The organism is Portibacter marinus (assembly GCF_021533195.1).
Lineage (GTDB): Bacteria > Bacteroidota > Bacteroidia > Chitinophagales > Saprospiraceae > Portibacter > Portibacter marinus.
Map to the genome: position 1 here is coordinate 247419 of NZ_JAJNKB010000003.1, position 19229 is coordinate 266647.

The 19229-nt window shown below is 40.2% G+C and carries 19 protein-coding genes; 6 read left to right on the forward strand and 13 right to left on the reverse strand.

The genetic code is table 11. The annotated features are described in order from the left end of the window. Position 1: 1 nt before the first annotated feature. Complete coding sequence (locus tag L2567_RS08755; RefSeq protein ID WP_235297380.1) at positions 2–1453, reverse strand: circularly permuted type 2 ATP-grasp protein; 1452 nt, start codon at positions 1451–1453, stop codon at positions 2–4. Between the two features lie 228 nt (positions 1454–1681). Between L2567_RS08755 and L2567_RS08760 the strand changes: the two genes are divergently transcribed. Beyond that, entirely contained in the window at positions 1682–5014 is a 3333-nt protein-coding gene (locus L2567_RS08760; RefSeq protein WP_235297381.1) for a transglutaminase family protein, read from the forward strand. Positions 5015–5028: 14 nt separating this feature from the next. Here L2567_RS08760 and L2567_RS08765 read toward each other — a convergent pair whose 3' ends face one another. The 5 genes from L2567_RS08765 to L2567_RS08785 all read right to left on the reverse strand — a co-directional run bounded on the left by L2567_RS08765 (position 5029) and on the right by L2567_RS08785 (position 7454). After that, positions 5029–5406, reverse strand: coding sequence for a VOC family protein (locus L2567_RS08765; RefSeq protein ID WP_235297382.1), 378 nt, complete (start codon positions 5404–5406; stop codon positions 5029–5031). A 196-nt stretch (positions 5407–5602) separates the two neighbouring features. Then, positions 5603–6175, reverse strand: a complete 573-nt coding sequence (locus L2567_RS08770; protein WP_235297383.1) for an arsenate-mycothiol transferase ArsC — start codon at positions 6173–6175, stop codon at positions 5603–5605. After that, complete coding sequence (locus L2567_RS08775; protein ID WP_235297384.1) at positions 6172–6660, reverse strand: GNAT family N-acetyltransferase; 489 nt, start codon at positions 6658–6660, stop codon at positions 6172–6174. Before L2567_RS08775 ends, L2567_RS08770 begins: the two co-directional genes overlap by 4 nt. Position 6661: 1 nt before the next feature. After that, positions 6662–7120, reverse strand: a complete 459-nt coding sequence (locus tag L2567_RS08780; RefSeq protein WP_235297385.1) for a DUF6428 family protein — start codon at positions 7118–7120, stop codon at positions 6662–6664. A gap of 16 nt (positions 7121–7136) precedes the next feature. After that, on the reverse strand, positions 7137–7454 hold the full coding sequence (locus L2567_RS08785; RefSeq protein ID WP_235297386.1) for an ArsR/SmtB family transcription factor: 318 nt from the start codon (positions 7452–7454) through the stop codon (positions 7137–7139). Positions 7455–7657: 203 nt separating this feature from the next. Between L2567_RS08785 and L2567_RS08790 the strand changes: the two genes are divergently transcribed. Both L2567_RS08790 and L2567_RS08795 read left to right on the forward strand, forming a co-directional pair. Next, positions 7658–8131 carry a YbhB/YbcL family Raf kinase inhibitor-like protein gene (locus L2567_RS08790; RefSeq protein ID WP_235297387.1) on the forward strand — a complete coding sequence of 158 codons (474 nt, stop codon included), beginning with the start codon at positions 7658–7660 and terminating at the stop codon, positions 8129–8131. Positions 8132–8200: 69 nt separating this feature from the next. Then, entirely contained in the window at positions 8201–9637 is a 1437-nt protein-coding gene (locus tag L2567_RS08795) for a dihydrolipoyl dehydrogenase family protein (protein WP_235297388.1), read from the forward strand. A gap of 7 nt (positions 9638–9644) precedes the next feature. Here the strand turns inward: L2567_RS08795 and L2567_RS08800 are convergent, their stop codons facing one another. Then, positions 9645–10673 (reverse strand): aldose epimerase family protein, encoded by a 1029-nt coding sequence (locus L2567_RS08800; protein ID WP_235297389.1) that lies wholly within the window; start codon positions 10671–10673, stop codon positions 9645–9647. 97 nt (positions 10674–10770) lie between these two features. Between L2567_RS08800 and L2567_RS08805 the strand changes: the two genes are divergently transcribed. Continuing rightward, positions 10771–12471 carry a T9SS type A sorting domain-containing protein gene (locus tag L2567_RS08805; RefSeq protein WP_235297390.1) on the forward strand — a complete coding sequence of 567 codons (1701 nt, stop codon included), beginning with the start codon at positions 10771–10773 and terminating at the stop codon, positions 12469–12471. Here the strand turns inward: L2567_RS08805 and trxA are convergent. Genes trxA through L2567_RS08820 form a run of 3 tightly spaced genes read right to left on the reverse strand, consistent with a single transcriptional unit; the run spans position 12464 to position 14227 of the window. Beyond that, complete coding sequence (gene trxA, locus L2567_RS08810) at positions 12464–12781, reverse strand: thioredoxin (RefSeq protein ID WP_235297391.1); 318 nt, start codon at positions 12779–12781, stop codon at positions 12464–12466. The genes L2567_RS08805 and trxA overlap by 8 nt on opposite strands. Positions 12782–12833: 52 nt before the next feature. Beyond that, on the reverse strand, positions 12834–13604 hold the full coding sequence (locus L2567_RS08815; RefSeq protein WP_235297392.1) for a DUF6503 family protein: 771 nt from the start codon (positions 13602–13604) through the stop codon (positions 12834–12836). Next, positions 13601–14227, reverse strand: a complete 627-nt coding sequence (locus L2567_RS08820; RefSeq protein WP_235297393.1) for a VOC family protein — start codon at positions 14225–14227, stop codon at positions 13601–13603. Before L2567_RS08820 ends, L2567_RS08815 begins: the two co-directional genes overlap by 4 nt. A 99-nt stretch (positions 14228–14326) precedes the next feature. Here L2567_RS08820 and L2567_RS08825 point away from each other — a divergent pair, with 99 nt between their 5' ends. Then, positions 14327–14986: a DUF2461 domain-containing protein gene (locus tag L2567_RS08825; RefSeq protein WP_235297394.1), complete on the forward strand. Its 660-nt coding sequence runs from the start codon at positions 14327–14329 to the stop codon at positions 14984–14986. A gap of 2 nt (positions 14987–14988) precedes the next feature. After that, complete coding sequence (locus L2567_RS08830; protein WP_235297395.1) at positions 14989–16338, forward strand: serine hydrolase; 1350 nt, start codon at positions 14989–14991, stop codon at positions 16336–16338. Between the two features lie 163 nt (positions 16339–16501). Here the strand turns inward: L2567_RS08830 and L2567_RS08835 are convergent, their stop codons facing one another. The 3 genes from L2567_RS08835 to L2567_RS08845 form a co-directional block, all read right to left on the reverse strand. Continuing rightward, complete coding sequence (locus L2567_RS08835) at positions 16502–17092, reverse strand: DUF502 domain-containing protein (protein WP_235297396.1); 591 nt, start codon at positions 17090–17092, stop codon at positions 16502–16504. Positions 17093–17159: 67 nt separating this feature from the next. Then, complete coding sequence (locus L2567_RS08840) at positions 17160–17921, reverse strand: TIGR03915 family putative DNA repair protein (protein WP_235297397.1); 762 nt, start codon at positions 17919–17921, stop codon at positions 17160–17162. Continuing rightward, positions 17915–19162 carry a putative DNA modification/repair radical SAM protein gene (locus L2567_RS08845; RefSeq protein WP_235297398.1) on the reverse strand — a complete coding sequence of 416 codons (1248 nt, stop codon included), beginning with the start codon at positions 19160–19162 and terminating at the stop codon, positions 17915–17917. Before L2567_RS08845 ends, L2567_RS08840 begins: the two co-directional genes overlap by 7 nt. Positions 19163–19229: the final 67 nt, after the last annotated feature.

Here is a 19229-nt window from a genome sequence, read left to right on the forward strand (position 1 = left end):
TTTATGCTTTTATAACCCATGTGTCCTTCGACCCACCTCCTTGAGATGAGTTTACAATCAGGCTTCCTTTAGTCAATGCGGTTCTGGTGAGACCTCCTTTCAATACAAATGGCTGATCACTTCCCATTAGCGTGAATGTGCGCAAGTCAATATGCCTGGGCTCAAATGCTTCACTTTCCTCTATATAAGTTGAATGTGTGCTCAATAACATTTTGGGCTGTGCAATGAACTCTCTTGGGTTCGCTTTGACTTTTTCTTTCAGCTCTGCAATTTCTCCTTTGCTCATTTGATCACAAATACATACGCCATAACCTCCGGACAAGTCAACGGGCTTGACCACGAGTTCTTCCATGTGATCTAAAACATACTGCAGATCTTCAGGCTTTTCACATATGTAAGTCGGAACATTCATTAAAATAGGATCTTCATCCAAATAATATTTAATGAGGTCCGGCACATAAGCACACACTGCCTTATCATCTGAAATACCAGTACCCGGTGCATTGATGATCGTAATATTCCCTTTTAGATATGCCCGCATGAGACCAGGAACACCTAACATCGAATCCGGTTTGAAAACCTCAGGATCTAAAAATCCATCATCTATCCTTCTATATAAGACATCCACCTGAATCTTCTCACCAATGCTCTTTAAGTAGACTTTATCATTCTCTACATACAAATCGCGACCTTCCACTAATTCTATACCCATTTTCTGAGCCAGGTAGGTATGCTCAAAATAAGCAGAATTGTAAGCGCCTGGCGTTAACAATGCACAGAATATTTCTCCCATTGGCTTGTTGGCAACCCCCCATAAACATTTTAACAATTCTTCCGTATAGTCCGATACCGCTTCAACAGGAGTATCATTAAACATATTAGGAATAACCCTCGTCATGGCAATTCTGTTAATCAGGACATAACTTACTCCAGATGGACTTCGGAGATTGTCTTCTAGAATATAGTAATTGCCATCTGAATGCCTGATCAGGTCAGTTCCGGAAATGTGGCAGTAAATATTCTTAGGAGGAGAAAAGCCTTCCATAGCTTTACAATAATGACTCGAACTCTTGATTAAACGCTCGGGAATAACATTATCTTTAAATACTTGACCACCGTTGTAAACATCATGGATGAACATGTTAAGAGCAGTATTCCTCTGGATTACTCCTTTTTCCAACATATCCCACTCTTCGTGGTTGATGATCCTGGGAAAAAGGTCAAATGGAAAAATTTGCTCCTCACTCTTTTCTTTTTTGTACAAAGCATAAGTTACACCTTGATTCAGAAAGGACAATTTTGCCGATTCATTTAAAATTTTAAATTGATCAAGTGGCAATTGCGACAAACGTTTGATCAATGGATGATAGTAAGAGTCTTCCGACTCCATTCCTTTCACCACTTCATCGTAAATGTCATCAGGTACATGGTATTGGTCTAGTATATTGCTCATAAGTTGGTTTCGCCTGAAAGTGTTTTAACCTTAATAAATCACTTATTAAATTTTACTCGAACATAATTCGAATATTTCTATTAAAATAGATGTATATGCAATAGATTGCTTACTAAATTTGTTCGCCAAAACAGCTATTATACCCGGATGTTATAGAATTCTTCGCTGTTTACCCGGAAAAGATCACCTGCGGAAGATAACAAAATAAATCTTAAACAAAAAAACTCTATGAGTATCCAAGTTGCTATTAAGCACAACACGAAATATACTTACGACCGACCTATTAAACTATGGCCTCAAACCATCAGATTAAGGCCGGCTCCTCATTCCAGGACTAAGATCACTGGTTACTCATTAAATATCCAACCCGAAGGTCATTTTATCAATTGGATGCAGGATCCTTTTGGCAATTATCAGGCTAGAGTAGTGTTTCCTGAAAAGGTGGAAAGCCTTCAAATCAATGTAGAGGTTCTTGCAGAAATGGTTTCGATTAATCCATTTGACTTTTTCCTGGATGAAAGCGCAGAAACTTTTCCTTTCGAATATGATGAGCTCACTAAAAAAGAATTGGCACCCTACCTGGAAATCAATGAGCGAGATCCGTTATTATTAGAGTTGTTTGAGCAATGTCAGAAATATAAGGGGCAAACAACAGTAGATTTTCTGGTCTCACTAAACATGCACATTTACAATCTCTTAGACTACACAGTGAGAATGGAACCGGGCGTCCAAACTGCCGAAGAAACCATTAAAAAACAATTGGGATCATGTAGAGATTTTGCATGGTTATTTGTCCAGCTTGCCCGACATTTTGGTTTGGCAGCAAGATTTGTCTCAGGCTATCTGGTCCAATTAAAAGCAGATGAAAAGTCATTGACAGGTCCATCCGGGCCGGAAGAAGATTTCACTGATTTACATGCCTGGGTGGAGATTTTCATTCCAGGAGCTGGATGGGTAGGGCTGGATTCTACCTCTGGACTTTTCGCCGGAGAAGGTCACATTCCTCTGGCCTGCACACCTCATCATACCAGCGCGGCTCCGATTACCGGAGCAACTGAAATCACGCAGGTTACTTTTGATTTTGACAATTCAGTCGATAGGGTCTACGAAACTCCCCGAGTTACGAAACCTTATACATCCAGTGATATTGAAAAGATACACGAACTGGGATTTAAGGTAGATGAAATATTAGATAACGAGGATGTCAGATTGACCATGGGCGGAGAACCCACCTTTGTTTCAGAAACCGATATGGAATCTGAGCAATGGAATACTGATGCAGATGGTAAGGATAAAAGAGCTTTGGGACTGAAGCTGGCGAACGGGCTCAAAACGCATTTTGGGAAAGATACTTTGATTCATTTTGGTCAGGGCAAATGGTATCCCGGCGAACCCGTACCTCGTTGGCAATATACGCTGTACTGGAAAAAGAATGGCGGGTCTTTATGGAAGGATCCCAGTTTGATTGGAAACCCAAATCAGAAAGGAAATCTCAAATCTGAAGATGCACTGCATTTTATGGATTTGCTGTGTAAGAGTTTAGGTATTCCCCCAGATGCCGCTATTCCTGCATATGAAGACAAATATTATTATGAATGGTCTAAGGCCAATTTGCCTATTGACCTGGAAGACTTCGAAAAGGAAAGTCTGGAAAGACAAACCCTTCATTCGCTTTTGAAAAAAGGGATAGAACAACCCGAAGGAGCAGTAATACCTTTGAAATGGAATTCTGATACTCATACCTGGGTAACTTGTAAATGGCAGTTCGAAAGGGAACACTTGTTTCTAATTCCCGGAAATTCACAAATAGGGTATCGATTACCTTTAGATAGAATATCTATTAAAGCAAACGCAACGGAAAATATTGAGGTTCCGGCCGACCCCTTATCAGATCAGGAAGTCTTATATACGAAAGATCAATTCAGTGAAAAAATAGAAGATCGACTGACCAGAAGCTCAACATATGATAATGCCAGTGTCTTTAAAACTGCCATTTGTGCACAGGTTACCAATGGAAACTTACATGTTTTCCTTCCTCCACTTGAAGAGATAAATGGATTTCTCGACCTCATCTACACCATAGAATATTGTGCTTCGAAACTCAATATGCCGGTAGTGATCGAAGGATATCAACCACCTTTTAATAAGGACATTCAAAAGCTTGCGGTTACTCCAGACCCCGGTGTAATAGAGGTGAACGTCCATCCGGCCCATTCCTGGTCCGAATTGCTGGATATTTATAATAACTTGTTTGACGAAGCGAGGAAAGTTGGACTGGGTACCAACAAATTTATGTTGGATGGCAAGCATACTGGTACCGGAGGTGGCAACCATATTACCTTGGGTGGAAGCAGTCCTGCTGAAAGCCCTATGCTAAGAAGACCGGATCTCTTGAGATCCATGATTTCATTCTGGCAGAATCACCCATCGTTATCCTACTTATTTTCATCTGCGTTTATAGGCCCTACCAGTCAAGCTCCCAGAGTGGATGAAGGCAGGCCCGACAATATATATGAGCTTGAAATCGCCTTTGCCCAATTGGAAAAGCAAAAAGACCCACCATTTTGGATGGTCGATCGCTTGTTCAGAAATCTGCTGACCGATTTAACAGGAAATACCCATAGAGCAGAGTTTTGTATTGACAAATTATACAGTCCAGATTCATCGACTGGCAGATTAGGAATACTCGAATTAAGAGGCTTTGATATGCCGCCACATAAGGAGATGAATCTGGTTCAATTGCTGTTGATTCGTTCCCTGGTAGCAGCTTTCTGGAAGAATCCTTATCAAAACAAACTGATTGACTGGGGAACTGATCTTCACAATCGATTTATGATGCCGCACTACATCAGAGAAGATATAGATGAAGTTGTGGAATATTTGGGAAGTAATGGAATTCCTTTCGATAAAAAATGGTTGGATCCATTTCTTGAGTTTAGATTTCCATTGATAGGCGAAGTCCAGGTCAAGGAAATGAATATGAAATTACGATCAGCCATTGAGCCCTGGATCGTTTTGGGAGAAGAAATGACTTCAGGTGGTACTTCCAGATATGTTGATTCTTCACTTGAACGATTAGAAGTAATGGTAGAGCATTTTAACCCTGAAAGGTATAAGATCCTTTGTAATTCTGTGGAAGTCCCTATGGTCAAAACTGGCTATAAAGGAAAGTATGTAGCTTCGATACGATACAAAGCCTGGGCACCTTACTCCGCTTTACATCCTACTATAGATGTCAATACGCCATTGGTTTTTGATATATATGATACCTGGAACGAACGTTCTGTCGGTGGCTGCACCTATCATGTAATGCATCCTGGTGGAAGAAGTTATGATACCTTTCCGGTCAATAGTCTGGAGGCAGAAAGCAGGCGAACCACTCGTTTTTGGGAATTCAATCATTCTCCCAAGTCACAGGTTAATATTGAAAATCAACCGGTATCCGCAGGAGAGGCAAAAAGTTACGTGGTGGTCAATGAGGGAGTGAAAACGGATATTACTATTAAACAAATACCTGTGAGTAAGGAGTTTCCGAATACCTTAGACTTAAGGAGAGGGTAACGTGGATGTTTTCTTCAATCATTAAATCTTCCTATATGCCACAGCACTCCACTGGGATCGTGGAGAAAAAATTCGCTACCCCAGTCCTTGTGAACGATTTCGCTTAGCCGCACATATTCGTATTGGTCGACAAGGTTTAAGTCCTTCACATATCGATGCATACCTTCCAGATCTTCTACTTCCAGAAACATCATGGTATTGTCAACCCACTTTTTTACATAATACTTCTGTAAATAAAATCCGATTCCCTCACTGACTATAAAATAAGACATCCCTTCATCAATTACCGACTCCTGCCACCCAAGAGATCGATAAAATTCTCTGGATTCATTGTAATTTTTGGCTCCAATAAAAGAACGAATACTTTTTGTTTGCTGATTAAAATTTACCATAATGGTTATTGATATTTATACTAAGATCCAAATTTATGCGCATAGTTTACGATCCAACCTGCCTGGTAAGTCTCGTTGATTGACAAAATGTGTTTGGATTCGTTAGGTCAACACTTCCCTTCTTTTACTGTCGAATATAGTAATACGAATCTAAGCGGGCATATTAGCTATTGACCGTCTAAAAATCCCCTGACGCTTATCCATTCCTCCCGATATGGCCAAATAAATACTCCATTTCTTCCTTAATCTGTTCACTTCTTTCCAAATACACTTGCTTTTGATCAGGTCTATCATCTGCTGCCTTGGGATCTTTATAAGTAATGGCAAATCGATGATCCGCAGTGGGTATGATTGGACAGTTTTCGTCTGCTTCATCACAGGTCATGATCGCTATGAATTGACCTGAAGGGTTAATGGGGTGATCATATTTTTTAGAAAAGATAAACCAAGGTGGAGCATTGGGATCTGATTTGACACCATATACCGGGTTATCACCATCCGAAATTTTGGTGATCAAGAAACCCTGATTTATCAGAGTCCTGATAATCATGGGATGCACCGCTGTGGCCTCCGTGCCACCAGAAAAACAATGAACTTTACGGTTTCCATTTCTGATCGCTGTAACCTGTGCCCAAATTTGTGCTAAATGACTCCTTCGAGAATTATGTGTACAAATAAAGTTGAGCAAAACAACGTCACGGTTTTGGATCTGCTCATCAATGACGGAGGCTAGCTTTTCAAGCGACGATCTTCTTTGCTCTTCGATCATACACCTACTACTTTGCTCCTTCTTTCCATCAGGATATTGTCCATCCAAACTCCATTTAACTGAGCAACTTTTTCTCTATACCCAATGGTCCGAAAGCCACATTTCTTATGTAAATTGATGCTGGCAATATTCCCGGGCATGATCCCACTTTGAAGGGTCCAAATGCCATTTTCTTCACTGATTCGAATAAGCTCTCCTAGGAGATAGTAACCCACACCCTGACCTCTCGCCTTTTCAGATACATACACGCTGACTTCCGCCACCCCGCCATAAACGCATCTGCCAGATACGGGTGCTAAACTTGCCCAACCCAAATAACTTTTTCCATCTGTAGCCAAAATCCTCCCATATGCCAAATGATCCGAGTCCCATTTATCCCATTCCGGAATATGTGTCTCAAAAGTAGCCACTCCAGTAGCTAAACCTTCTTCGTAGATCCGCTGAACTTCAGGAAAGTTTTGTAAGTGAATGGACTCAAATCTCATTTTAGCAACACATTGAGTCAGTTGAACAACAAGCGTCAGCTTTGTCAGCAAGATTAACAATTAACTTTGGAACACCACAATCCTCCTTTGCCAGGCAGGTGGTCTGTGTTGGCACTAATTGAAAATCCCCACTACCTGAATCCAAAGCATACTTACCCACAGTATCTCCCTGATACTCCACTTCCACTTCTTCGTCCGTAAGACCAAGCTTTTTCTGACTTAAATCAATAATCTTAATGAGCTTTTCAGGTGTGAGCCTGTGATGGATATCAATAGAGCTCCATAGTTGAATACTGGCTTTTACCTCTTTTCTTTCTTTTCCACCACAATCCATAAAGTGTTTATCGACTTTTCCTATCTCGGTGACATGAAAGTGTGCGGGTACCTTCTTTCCATCCGGTAAAACAAAACCTACATGGTCCCTGGCTTTTAACTCCTCTTTAATTTCATTTAAATTCATAATTGACACATTAATTTTAGCAGCAAGAAAACTGCTTGAAAATTTGATTGAATAAGATCCGAATAGAATCCATTTTTTGACGGTTAATACAATAACATACCTTAACACCTTCCACTTCACCTTTGATAATGTCCATCTTTTTCAACTCTTTCAGATGTTGGGAGATCGTTGACTGAGAAAGACCGATTTCGTCCACGATTTCACCACACACACATGAATTGACATCTACCAAGTATTGTAGGATAGCAATTCTGGCGGGATGAGCAATAGCCTTTGCGATGGAAGCAATCTCATTCTGCTCTGGCGTAAATAGTTCTGTTTTAGATATTCCCATAGTATTAATCGCAATATTACGATTAATAGTTGAAAGTATCAAACATATCTTCAAAAATATGGTTTGTTTGGTGAAGAATCTAGATTTCTGTGAGGACCAAGGTGACACAATTACCAATAATGGCACTATCACATGAAAACCAACCGATTTTTCCTGAGTCGATCGAACAGGTTTTCTGATGTCAATGTTGCTAAAGAAAAAACATGAACAATTTTAAAATTTCGAGCAGTGACCTGAAATCACAAATGACCAAGAAACACGTTTTCAATGATTTTGGAGCGGGTGGTGAAAATGTATCACCTCACTTAAAGTGGGAAAATGCACCGGAAGGCACTAAGAGTTTCATTGTCATTTGCTATGACCCTGATGCTCCAACAGTGAGCGGGTGGTGGCATTGGTGTGTGGCGAATATCCCGGCTTCAACCACAGAATTTAAATCTGGTATTTCAGAGTTTCCAGATGCTTGTGTTCACGGATTAAATGATTATGGATCTACAGAATATGGTGGTGCGTGCCCGCCTCCAGGCGATCCTGCTCATGCTTATCAATTCACAGTCTATGCACTTTCCACAGAAAGATTAGAGATTGAAAATGGTACACAACCAGCGATGATTATGTTTATGGCCAATGAACACATTTTAGGTAGAGCTACGATTACAAGCTACTACTCCAGGTAATTTCGTCTTCCTTAAAATATTAATGGACATGCACTCTATAAGGGAGCCTTTTAGTATTATCTTCCTACGATGAAGAAATATGATGTCATTGTGATCGGTGCAGGTAGTGCAGGACTGGGAAATTCCGGGGTTGCCAATGCTTTAGGTTTAAAAACGGTTTTAATTGAAAAGGATGAAAATCACTTCGGTGGTGATTGTACCAATTTTGGCTGTGTTCCTTCAAAAGCAATGATTCATATTGCCAATCACTTTCACGAGGCGAGAAAAGCGGCAAAATTTGGTATGACTGTTAGCGGGAATGCCGACATGTCAAAAGTACTAAGCTACATTCATGAGAAACAGACTGAGATACGCAATGAAGAAGATGCCGAAGCCTTGAGAAATCAAGGTTATGAAGTCATCATCGGCAAAGCGCGTTTCGTTGACAAGAATGTAGTGGAAGTCAATGGGGAAAAGCTGGAAGCCAAAATCATTCTATTGTGTACAGGTTCCAGTCCGCGGATGATTGAAATTGAGGGCCAGGACAACACAACCATATACAACAATGAAACCCTTTTCTTTGAATGCAAATCTTTGCCTGAACATTTCACTGTTATAGGTGGAGGGCCAATTGGTTGTGAAATGGGTCAGGCTTTTTCACGCCTGGGCAGTAAAGTCACCATAGTCAATAGAGGAGAGAGGTTGTTGTCCAAAGAACAGGAAAAAGTATCTGCCATACTCGAGGAATGTTTTGCAAAAGAAGGCATTCAAGTGATCAACAACGCCACTGTAAAATCTTTTTCTGATGGCAAAGCTACCATTGAATCCAAGGATGGTAGCCTTCGCACCATTTACTCATCAGCAGCCTTAATGGCCATTGGCCGGGTAGTCAACACCCAGGATATAGGATTGTCAGAGGCCGGCATTGAATTGACGAAAAATAGTAAAATTAAAGTTGATAAATATCTTCGCACAAGTAATCGTCAGGTATATGCCATTGGCGATGCCGCGGGTAGTTACATGCTTTCTCACGGAGCTGAGAAAATGGTCAGAATGCTCTGGAGAAACCTCTTGATCCCTATTATGAAGCACAAAAATACTACTCGTGATCTCAGTTGGGTCACTTTTACAGATCCACAAGTTGCCCATTTTGGTTGGACTGAGCGTGAATTGGACGAAAACAAAGTCAACTATTACCGCCAGGATCAATCTTTCGCTGAGGATGATCGTGCAATCATTCAGGAATATCAGTATGGACACACCTCCATGTGGATGGAAAACAACCGAAATGTGAGGGGGAGAAAATTAATCTCCGGAAGCATGATTGCTCCGGATGCTGGCGAATTAATCCAAGAGATGGAACTGGCTAAAGATGCCGGCGTCAAGATCAAAACGATTGAATCTCGTGTATATCCTTACCCCGTCAAATCACGTATCAATCAAAAAACCATTCGAGGAGTGATAGCTGCTAATAGAGCAGATTGGAAAAAGAAACTTGCAAGGCTGGCTTTCAGATTATTCCATTAAATTTAATTCACTGATCAACACTTCGTACTCCAAACTTATAAATAGTCTGTGAACGAAATAATTCACCAGGTTTTATAATTACAGATGGGAAATTTGACTGATTCGGACTATCTGGGAAGTGCTGGGTTTCAAGACAAAAGCCGGTTCGCTTACCATAGTTTTGCTGAAATTTCCCATTATAATGACCTTCTAACCAATTTCCGGTATAGAGTTGAATACCCGGTTCATCTGTATGTACTTCTAAAACTCGTCCACTCTGAGGCTCAAGCACCTTCGCTGCTAGATACTGAATGCCAGGTTGATCAAGTACAAAGTTGTGATCGTAGCCACCTCCAAATTCGAGTTGCTCATCTGGCGAATCGATATCTTGTCCTATCGCCTTCATGCTTCTAAAATCAAAAGGAGTGTCTGCAACTTCCTGTAGATGTCCCAGCGGAATGATATACCTATTTACCGGTGTGATGTATGAGGCATTGATCATTAAACGATGTTCTAAGACATCTCCTGATCCGGCCAGGTTGAAGTAGGCATGATTGGTCAAACTAATGGGTGTAGCCTGATCGGTAGCCGCTTCATAGGTAAGAATCAGAGCATTTTCATCATTTAATTCATAGCTGACTTTAACATCCAAGTTGCCTGGATACCCTTCTTCCATATGTGGGCTCCTGTAAGTCAATATCAATTTTTCATTCTCCACTTCCGAATGCCAGAACTTCTTGTCAAACCCTTGCTCACCTCCATGCAGGTGATTACCGTTGCTATTGGTGGCTAATTTGTAAATTTTTCCATCCAACTCGAATCGACCTCCCTCGATTCTATTTCCATACCTTCCTATGATCGCTCCGAAATAAGGATGTCCCTTCAAATAATCTTCAAACTGATCAAACCCAAGGGTAATATCTGCTAGCAAACCATTCTGATCGGGAGTAAGGATGGATTGAATAATGCCACCATAGTTTAAGACAGTAACTTCTACCCCATTTTTATTTTCAAGTGTAAACTTTTTAGACTGGCCAAATGCTTCTTCGATGATCATAAGTTGGTTTTATTGGAGTAAAAATAATCCATTGAATTAATTTTAACTTTGGTACGCACATTATTTACTTTGATAGTTGAAATAAAATGAACCAAACATGAAACAATTTCTACTGTGGACTTTGAGCTTGTTGGTGGCAGGCCTTTCCGCACAAGTCACGAAGGTAGCCTATTTGGATGCAAATGGCAATTATTCGATTCATAAGGCAGCAGTAGATTATTCATTTAAAAGGTCCAACTTTTCTCAAGTCGAAGGCTTTCCTTTTACAACCATTGCCCACCCCAATTTTAAGAATTTTAGAAATGTAAGCATTGCAGATCTAAACAAGGATGGGCTGCAAGAAATCATCGTTTGTCTCAATGAAACACTGTATGCCTTGAATGCGGATGGCACTGTACATTGGCAAGTCCAATTGAAAGGCACCTCTAATTTTCCACCAGCCATCGCCGATATTGACCTGGATGGAGATTTAGAAATTGCAGTACAAACTTATGGTGTACCAGCCGTTGGAAATGTTTATGTTTTTGATCATGAAGGTAAGATTATGCCAGGGTGGCCGCTTAACATTGAAAATCATTTTTTTCTAAATGGCATTGCACTAGCTGATCTGGATGGACAGGGACAGCTCGAAATTTTGGCTAGTGAAAGAATTAATTCTAGTCAAGGTAGAGTACATTCATTAACTCTAGACGCTAAACCTATCAACGCTGGTTGGCCAGTGACCATTCCAGGAACGCCGGCATTTACGCCTTCCATAGGAGACATTGATCAGGATGGGAACAAAGAATTAATCACATGTACTACCACAGCGCTTTATGTTTTTGATGCTAGTGGAATGTTACTTGATGGATTTCCTCTAGAAGAGAATGGCAGTAAATTTTCTTACCAATCTCCCATTCTCGCTGATCTGAATTCAGATTCTAATCTTGAAATCATCGGTGCCCGCCATGGAGATCTACCCGGCACCATTGCTGTAACGAGCGATGGAGGATACCATGCTAATTGGCCTGACTACGACCAGCTATGGACTTATGCCACACCTGCAGTTGTCGATATCGATGGTGATGGAGATTTGGAAGTTTTCTATGCCAGACCGTATGTGGACGAAACCCTACCTGATGATGTCGTGCTTGGCTATGACCATAATGGAAATCGATTGGAAGACTTTCAAATCATTGATTTAGTTGGCTCAGAAGGCATTCTGGCGATAGCTGATATAGATAACGATCAGGATTGGGAAATCATAACCGCTTCGAAAGCCACTATGAATGGGAAAGGTTTAATTCATGCCTATCACCTAGAAAATGGTAGTGAAGCCTCTAATTTTCCATTACTGGTCGACGGTTTTACTTTCGTCAATGGCGCATCTTTGTCAGATATTGATAACGATGGAATGATGGATCTGACGGCCCTATCCTATCAATTAAAATTTAACAGCACCAGCCCTGACTCCGTGTTTATTAATGTTTTCAATCTTGAAGTTCCTTATCGACCTTCCTCTGTCCTGTTTAATGGATATAAGGGAAGTAATACACACGACGGACTTTTCCAGCAACTCTTTTCTTCCACATCAGAACAAGCCATAATCAAGTTTGCAATTTATCCAAATCCTTCCACTAATACCATCAATGTTGACTCGTCTAACATAGGTCAAAAGTTTCGGATTCTTAGCCAGAATGGGGGATTGGTCAAAAAAGGTAAACTTTCCCAACCAACCATTGACATACAAACCCTTCAACCTGGAATTTATCTTCTAAAGGTCGGTGAACAAGTGCAAAAATTTATCAAAACTAATTGAGTAAGGTCTGGATTTTCTTTCTCAATGTTACATCGGAAGCCATTCCAAGATGCGAGCTTTTAACTTTATTCCCCACCATAAAAAACAAAGATGGGATGCTTCTTACTTGAAACTTAGAAGCAATGTCTCTTTGTTCATCCACATTGATTTTTACGATTTCTACCTGGCCCTCAAATTCCTTTGCCAACTTTTCAACCGTAGGTAGAAGTTGTTGACATGGACCACACCAGTCCGCATAAAAATCCAGCATGATGGGCTTCCCAGTCGCCACCAAATCATTAAATTCCTTATTTGAATTAATTGTCTTCATATTTCATTCATTTTATGCACAATTAGGACAATGCTAAAATTCATCAATAGCCTTATTCCTGAGTGCTTAACAATTTCACATCTTCCGTATTGATTTCGGAGAGTTTTTCCAACTTGCCCGCCTCAAATAGTGAGGGTAATTCCGCTAGAGGTGTTCCAAGAGGGGCCTTATAATTCACGTAGTCCTGAAAAACAATTCCACCTAGTTTTCTCTTATTATAACCTTCCCGAAACCTGACTCCACCACCATTTACTTGATAATTATACGCTAAATAATCGATGAAGTTCGATCCCTTGTTGATCCAATAATAATAGTTGTCTTCATGATCCAGCCCTCCTCCTTCTTCATCGAAAGTAACTCGTATCACATGGTAAGCTTGATCTTTAATGATTACCTCTCCTTCATAAAATTTATTGACCGCAGGATCTTTTAGCTTGTGAGGTAGGGTGGCAAAATAAATCACTGAATTTAATCCTTCTCTGCCGCTAGTTTCCTTTTTTTCTGTCAATGCGGCTGCTTCACCATTCACTTTTCTAGAAAACTTTTCATTATCCATGTAATCCTCAAAGAACGTATCATTTTTCTCATACTTTGCTTCATATCGATAAGAAGGTCCCTCATTGACAAACGAATATTTTCTATCTCTGAAAGTAAAGGTATATGCAGACTGTTCATATGCTTCTCCCCCATGCGCCTCAATGGTTGCATTTAACAAACTATCTTCTCTAGTTTGCGGAACTTCGCTGACAGGTTCTTTATTGGTAGCGTGATCACAAGCGTATAGCAAACTGATCAACAAACTAATTAAAACGATTCTAGTCATAATTTAATAATTCCTTTAGGGGATTCTATATACAGATAAATGGCGTTTCGATCTCCTTTCTTGAGGTCCACATCATCTCTAAAATGCTTTAGTACGGTATGAATGGTTTTGGGTTCTGTGTGATAAAACTCAATACACATAAACTTACACTTCGCCTCTAATTGATCTGTGGGATGATGCTCGGACTCAGACCAGTCGACCACAAATGGCACAATTTCAACTTCTGGTCGATCCAGAGGTTGGGTCATCTTCCACTTTAGTAATTTTTCATCAGCTGTCCTACGACTCCCTTCTACAATTTCTCCGAGCTCCTCTTTATATTGACCTAATGCCCGGGCATCTTCTTTTATATTCGCGGTTTTCACACACCATCTCGTTACCTTGTTGTGCTCAATTAAATCTAAGCCCATCCAATGAGGATGGTTGGCTTTCTCTTTTGTCTCATCAATAGCAATGATCTCCAGATAGCATTGGTCCCCTAAATCCAAAAGTGCATTTTTGGTCCCGTGGTCCAAATGACGTCCACCGTAGCTAGGCTTGACACCCAACTTTTGGTAAAGATCTTCTACCGCCTCATCTAAATTCTTGACGGCATAAACCACATGGTCGACTCTGCTGTTCATAATCTGAAAGTTTACTAAAGAACAATAACAAAGTTAAATTTATTTTCGACTGTCCCTTTATAAACCTCAGTATTCGTCTATACTTAAAAACTATTAAAAATGAACAACAGAAAAATCTTCGACTTTCTCAGAGATTTACAAGAAAACAACTCCAAGGAATGGATGGATGAAAACAGAGACCGGTACCATGAAGCAAAAGAAATTTGGATTGATCAATGCGCCGCCATTCTGGACCGTTTAGCGAAAATAGATCCGAAATATGGGAAGATAGAGCCTAAAAGCACCATCATGCGAATCAATAACAATCGCATGTTTCATCCTGATCGGCCGGTTTACAAGGATAATTTTGCCTTTAGTCCGGGAGAAATGTCTGATCCGGCATTGTACGTTCATGTTTCACCAAATGGATCTTTCATGGGCGGCGGCTTACATCATCCTGACAATAAAACGCTTAAGAAAATCAGAGCTGCTATTGATTATGATGGCGAAGAACTACTTAAAATTTTGCAGGAAGATAAATTTCAACAATTTTATGGTGGATTGTCAGAAGATCCAGATCAATTAAAGACCAGTCCTCGAGGTTATTCCGAAGATCATCAGCACATCGAACTGTTGAGAAGAAAGAACTTTACGGCCATTCATTCTCTGACTCAGAAAGAAGTGAACGGCAGTGATTTTACCGACATAGTAGAAAGAGGATTTAAGATTATTCAGCCATTTAATGCATATCTGAAAAAAGCAATTGATTTCGAGGCTTAAATGTGAAACCGAATGATCCTTTACTTCGTTACATGACCATGCGAATTTTGTTTTCATTTACCTTTCTTAGTTTTTTGGCATTCACCTCCTACGCTCAAATCGATGTTGGTGAATTTCAATTAGTTATAGAAGAGTACTACCAATCAAAAAACTTGCCTGGAATTTCTGTGGCAGTAAGACTAGCCGATGGCACAGAGTTTCAGGGAGCTACGGGTTTCTCCCATGCTCAAGTGTCAATGGATACCAGCATGTTCGTTGGGGTTGCGAGCAATACCAAGCTTTTCACATCGATCCTTTCTCTAAAGATGATCGAAAATGGTTTCTATCAGCTTGAAGATAAAGTTGGTCAATGGTTGCCCAGTATTCAATATGTCGATCCTTCTATCTCCGTTAAGCAACTTTTACAGCACAACAGCGGTGTGAATGACTTCATAGGCAATAACGAATTGTTCCCGGGCCTGGTCATTAGTGAGCCACTGCGGATTTGGACTCCTGAAGAAACACTGGAATATATCTTCGAGCCGATTGGTGGGCCCGGAGAAGGGGTTTATTATTCGAATGCCAATTACATTTTAGCAGCCATGATTATGGAGTCAGCTACAGGATTACAATTCGAAGATCTGCTTCGTGATTCGATTCTAACGCCATTAGGATTGGATGGATTCTATATGGAAGGGTTTGAAGATGTTCCTGGTGAAATCGCGCACCCTTTCCTGCTTGGTCAGGATTATTTTGAAACAGAGAGAATAGCTCTTGGTACGATTACATGGTCAGCTGGATTTTTAGTTTCACGACCTGTCTGGATGACCCGTTGGTATGATGCCGTTTTCAATCAAAACCACTTCAGTGATTTTATTGTCTCACAAATAACAGACTTTATAGAATGGCCGGATGACGAAGAAGGAAAGGAAATGGGCCTAGGCCTATATCGCCTGAACATCAATGATCGAACTTATTTTGGGCACGGTGGGGCGACCATTGGTTACGCTTCATACACCTTGTATGACAGGGATTGTGGGCATAGTGTAAATGTAGTGATCAATGAATTATTTGCAAGGCCACAGGAGTTAGCAGTATTACTAGCTGAAAAAGCCTGTGCATTAACGTCTTCTACTGAAAATACGACCATTGATTTTTTGGAGGCCAATGTTTTGGTATTTCCGAATCCAGCCAGCGAAAGCATAACTGTGCCATTCGCCGAAGTTCTTTCTTTGTACACGTATGATGGTAAACTGATCTTAAAATCAGAAGGACCTAGGATGAATGTAGAAAAGCTTCCAGAGGGCTTGTATATGCTTCAGGTATCTAGAGGCAAATCAAATATTGCCAGGAAAGTAATCATCAACAGATAACTGCTCTCCTATTCAGATTTCACTTATAAAACCTTCAGAGCTACTTCGACACTTTGTTTAATTTGATATGATTCCAGGTATGTCTTTCATTGCATAAGATTAATTAATACCTGAATCTGCTTTAAGCCTTTTGCCACACCTGTGCTTCAGATTTACTGAAAAATTAATGAATTATTTTCTTTGGGCCATCTACATTAATAATCCCACCGGATACGATGGCTTGCATCACATCCTTGGCTTTTCCCTGAATGGGTCTAACCCGGGACCGCGGAACCAGATATAGATCTCCGGAAAGACTGAAAGAGAGCGGAAAATAGACCAAAAAAAATTTATCCTCCGTGCTCTGATCCGTTTGCTCGCCAAGTAGCAAGCCTACCTCCTTATTTGTAATAAAGCCAATTTTATATACATCTTCATCATGCATTTTCACCATCACCGGTTCTGAAAACTTCCTATCCCGACCAATCAAGGCGGTCGTAATATCTTTTACCGATTTATAAACCAATCCTAAAATCGGTAATTTGATCAGATAAGCTTCTACCCTAGCCCAGAATGCAACTTCTACATATTTCCTTGCCAGGTAGCCAATTAAAGTCAGTAAAACAATAACTCCTAAAAAGATGAGCATTGATGATCTTAATTTCAAGTACGAATCTACATAAGAAAGGATATAAAAGATGACCCATGCCGTTAGTAATAAAGGCAGCACCAACGCTAATCCTGAAATGAAATAACTTAAAAGTCTGGCAAACATTTACACTCTTTTAATGAATTCTCAACTCCCCATTTGAACCTCTAAACCGCAAATATAAGCCGATGTTCTATTGCTTCTCTATTAAATTATTCCAATACCTTCTGGGAACATGACGAAGGTGTAATTTTGCATTATTTCTTTCTGAAATATTCACACTCTGAAAATATTGCCGCCACATTTTCTGATACTCCAGCTCTTCCGTGGACAATGCCGAGCTCTTTATGGTCAAGAGTTTCTCTTCAAATCCAATAAATGTGCTCTTAAAATCTTTATAATGCAAACCATATTGTCGCCTCACATCAAAAATAATCCACTCCATTGAAGGATATCTGTCTTCAAAATGCTGACCTATCAAGGGCATCACGTCAAAATCAGGCTCAACTACAGCGGCATAAGACCCATCCTTCAGTTCCTGAAAACGGACAAATGCGTGCATCCTGTGAACCTCACGCCTGATCATCTTTAAGACTTTATGCAACGCCATCACATTCTCATCTCCATAATTGTAGAAATAACCTGTATTACCTTTGAATATTTGCCGGATTAAGACAAGCAATCTCATTTCAATCCCATCCTGCTCAGATAAAAAGCACCGGTAAATTTGCTTAATCATCCTTTTGTCTGAATGCTTTTTCAGTCCTTTAAGCACCCTTTCAGCCTTACTCCGATCTGAATCAATTTGCAGCTTAACTGAAAACATATCTGTACCTGAACCCTCGCATTTTTGGATGTCTACTGCATCTAACCTTCGTTCATAGATGGTGAATACGCTACTTAAAAATCCCTGAAAGCTTCCATCATAGCAACAAACCACTTTTTCTTTTACCATAATGTAAGTTGCTTTTCTCTTTCTGATTGCTGAACTGATGCTGGCAATAAATTTCTCCTGATGAGGTATTCAGGTTTATCAAGTAATTTATTCAAGTATCCTACACACTCTATAAAATATTGCGCACGCTTCCACACCACACCTATCTTTTTCAATTGTTCAACATTAAGTCTTCTAAACTTCCTGGCAGCCACAATCTTTTTGGCTGACTTCACGCCGATGCCAGGCACTCTGATGATTTGCCAGTAATCAGCTCTATTAATATCTACCGGAAAAAGGTGCAAATTCCTCATTGCAAAAGCAGACTTGGGATCCAATTGTAAATCGAGGTTGGGATGAAGGTCACTGACTATTTCATCCACATTGAACCCATAAAAACGCATCAACCAATCAGCCTGATAAAGTCTATTTTCTCGAACTACTGGAGTTTTATCCACGGTAGGCAATCGAGCATCATCACTGATGGGGACATAGCCGGAATAATAGACCCGCTTCAATTGCTTGGTTTTATATAACTGATCCGATAAATTTAAAATCTGATGATCACTCTCCGGACTTGCACCAACAATCAATTGTGTTGATTGTCCTCCGGGAGCCACTTTCGGTGCATTTCGGCTTTTTCGACGCTCTGCCTTGGATTCAGATATGGCACTCTTCAAATAACTCATGGGTTCCAGAGCCTCCTTAAAAGATTTTTCCGGTGCTACCAACTTTAAGCTCTTTTCCGATGGCATCTCAATATTGACCGATAGTCGATCGGCATGGAGGCCAGCCTCATACAACAACTCCTCGCTGGCACCAGGAATCGCTTTTAGGTGAATGTATCCATTAAACTGATGTTCTGTTCGTAATTTCTTAGCAATTCTAACCAACCTTTCCATGGTGTAATCGGGACTTTTGAAAATGCCAGAACTGAGAAACAGACCCTCAATATAATTACGCTTGTAAAAATTCATGGTAAGATCTACCACCTCCTGTACAGTAAAGGCAGCACGCTTAACGTCATTTGATTTCCTGGAAACACAATATGCACAATCGAAAATGCAAAAATTGGTCAACAAGATTTTTAAAAGTGAAACACATCTGCCATCTTGCGTGTAGGTATGGCATATGCCCATTCCCGTAGAATTACCTAATCCGGTTTTGGTATTTTTACGGTCCGAACCACTTGAAGCGCAAGAGACATCATATTTTGCAGCATCGGACAAAATGGACAATTTTTCAATAGTAGCTAATTTCATGTCGCAATAATCGGCATTTTTTGCCGATTATACTGTCTGTAAAGAAATTTTTTCTACTGGAAAACAA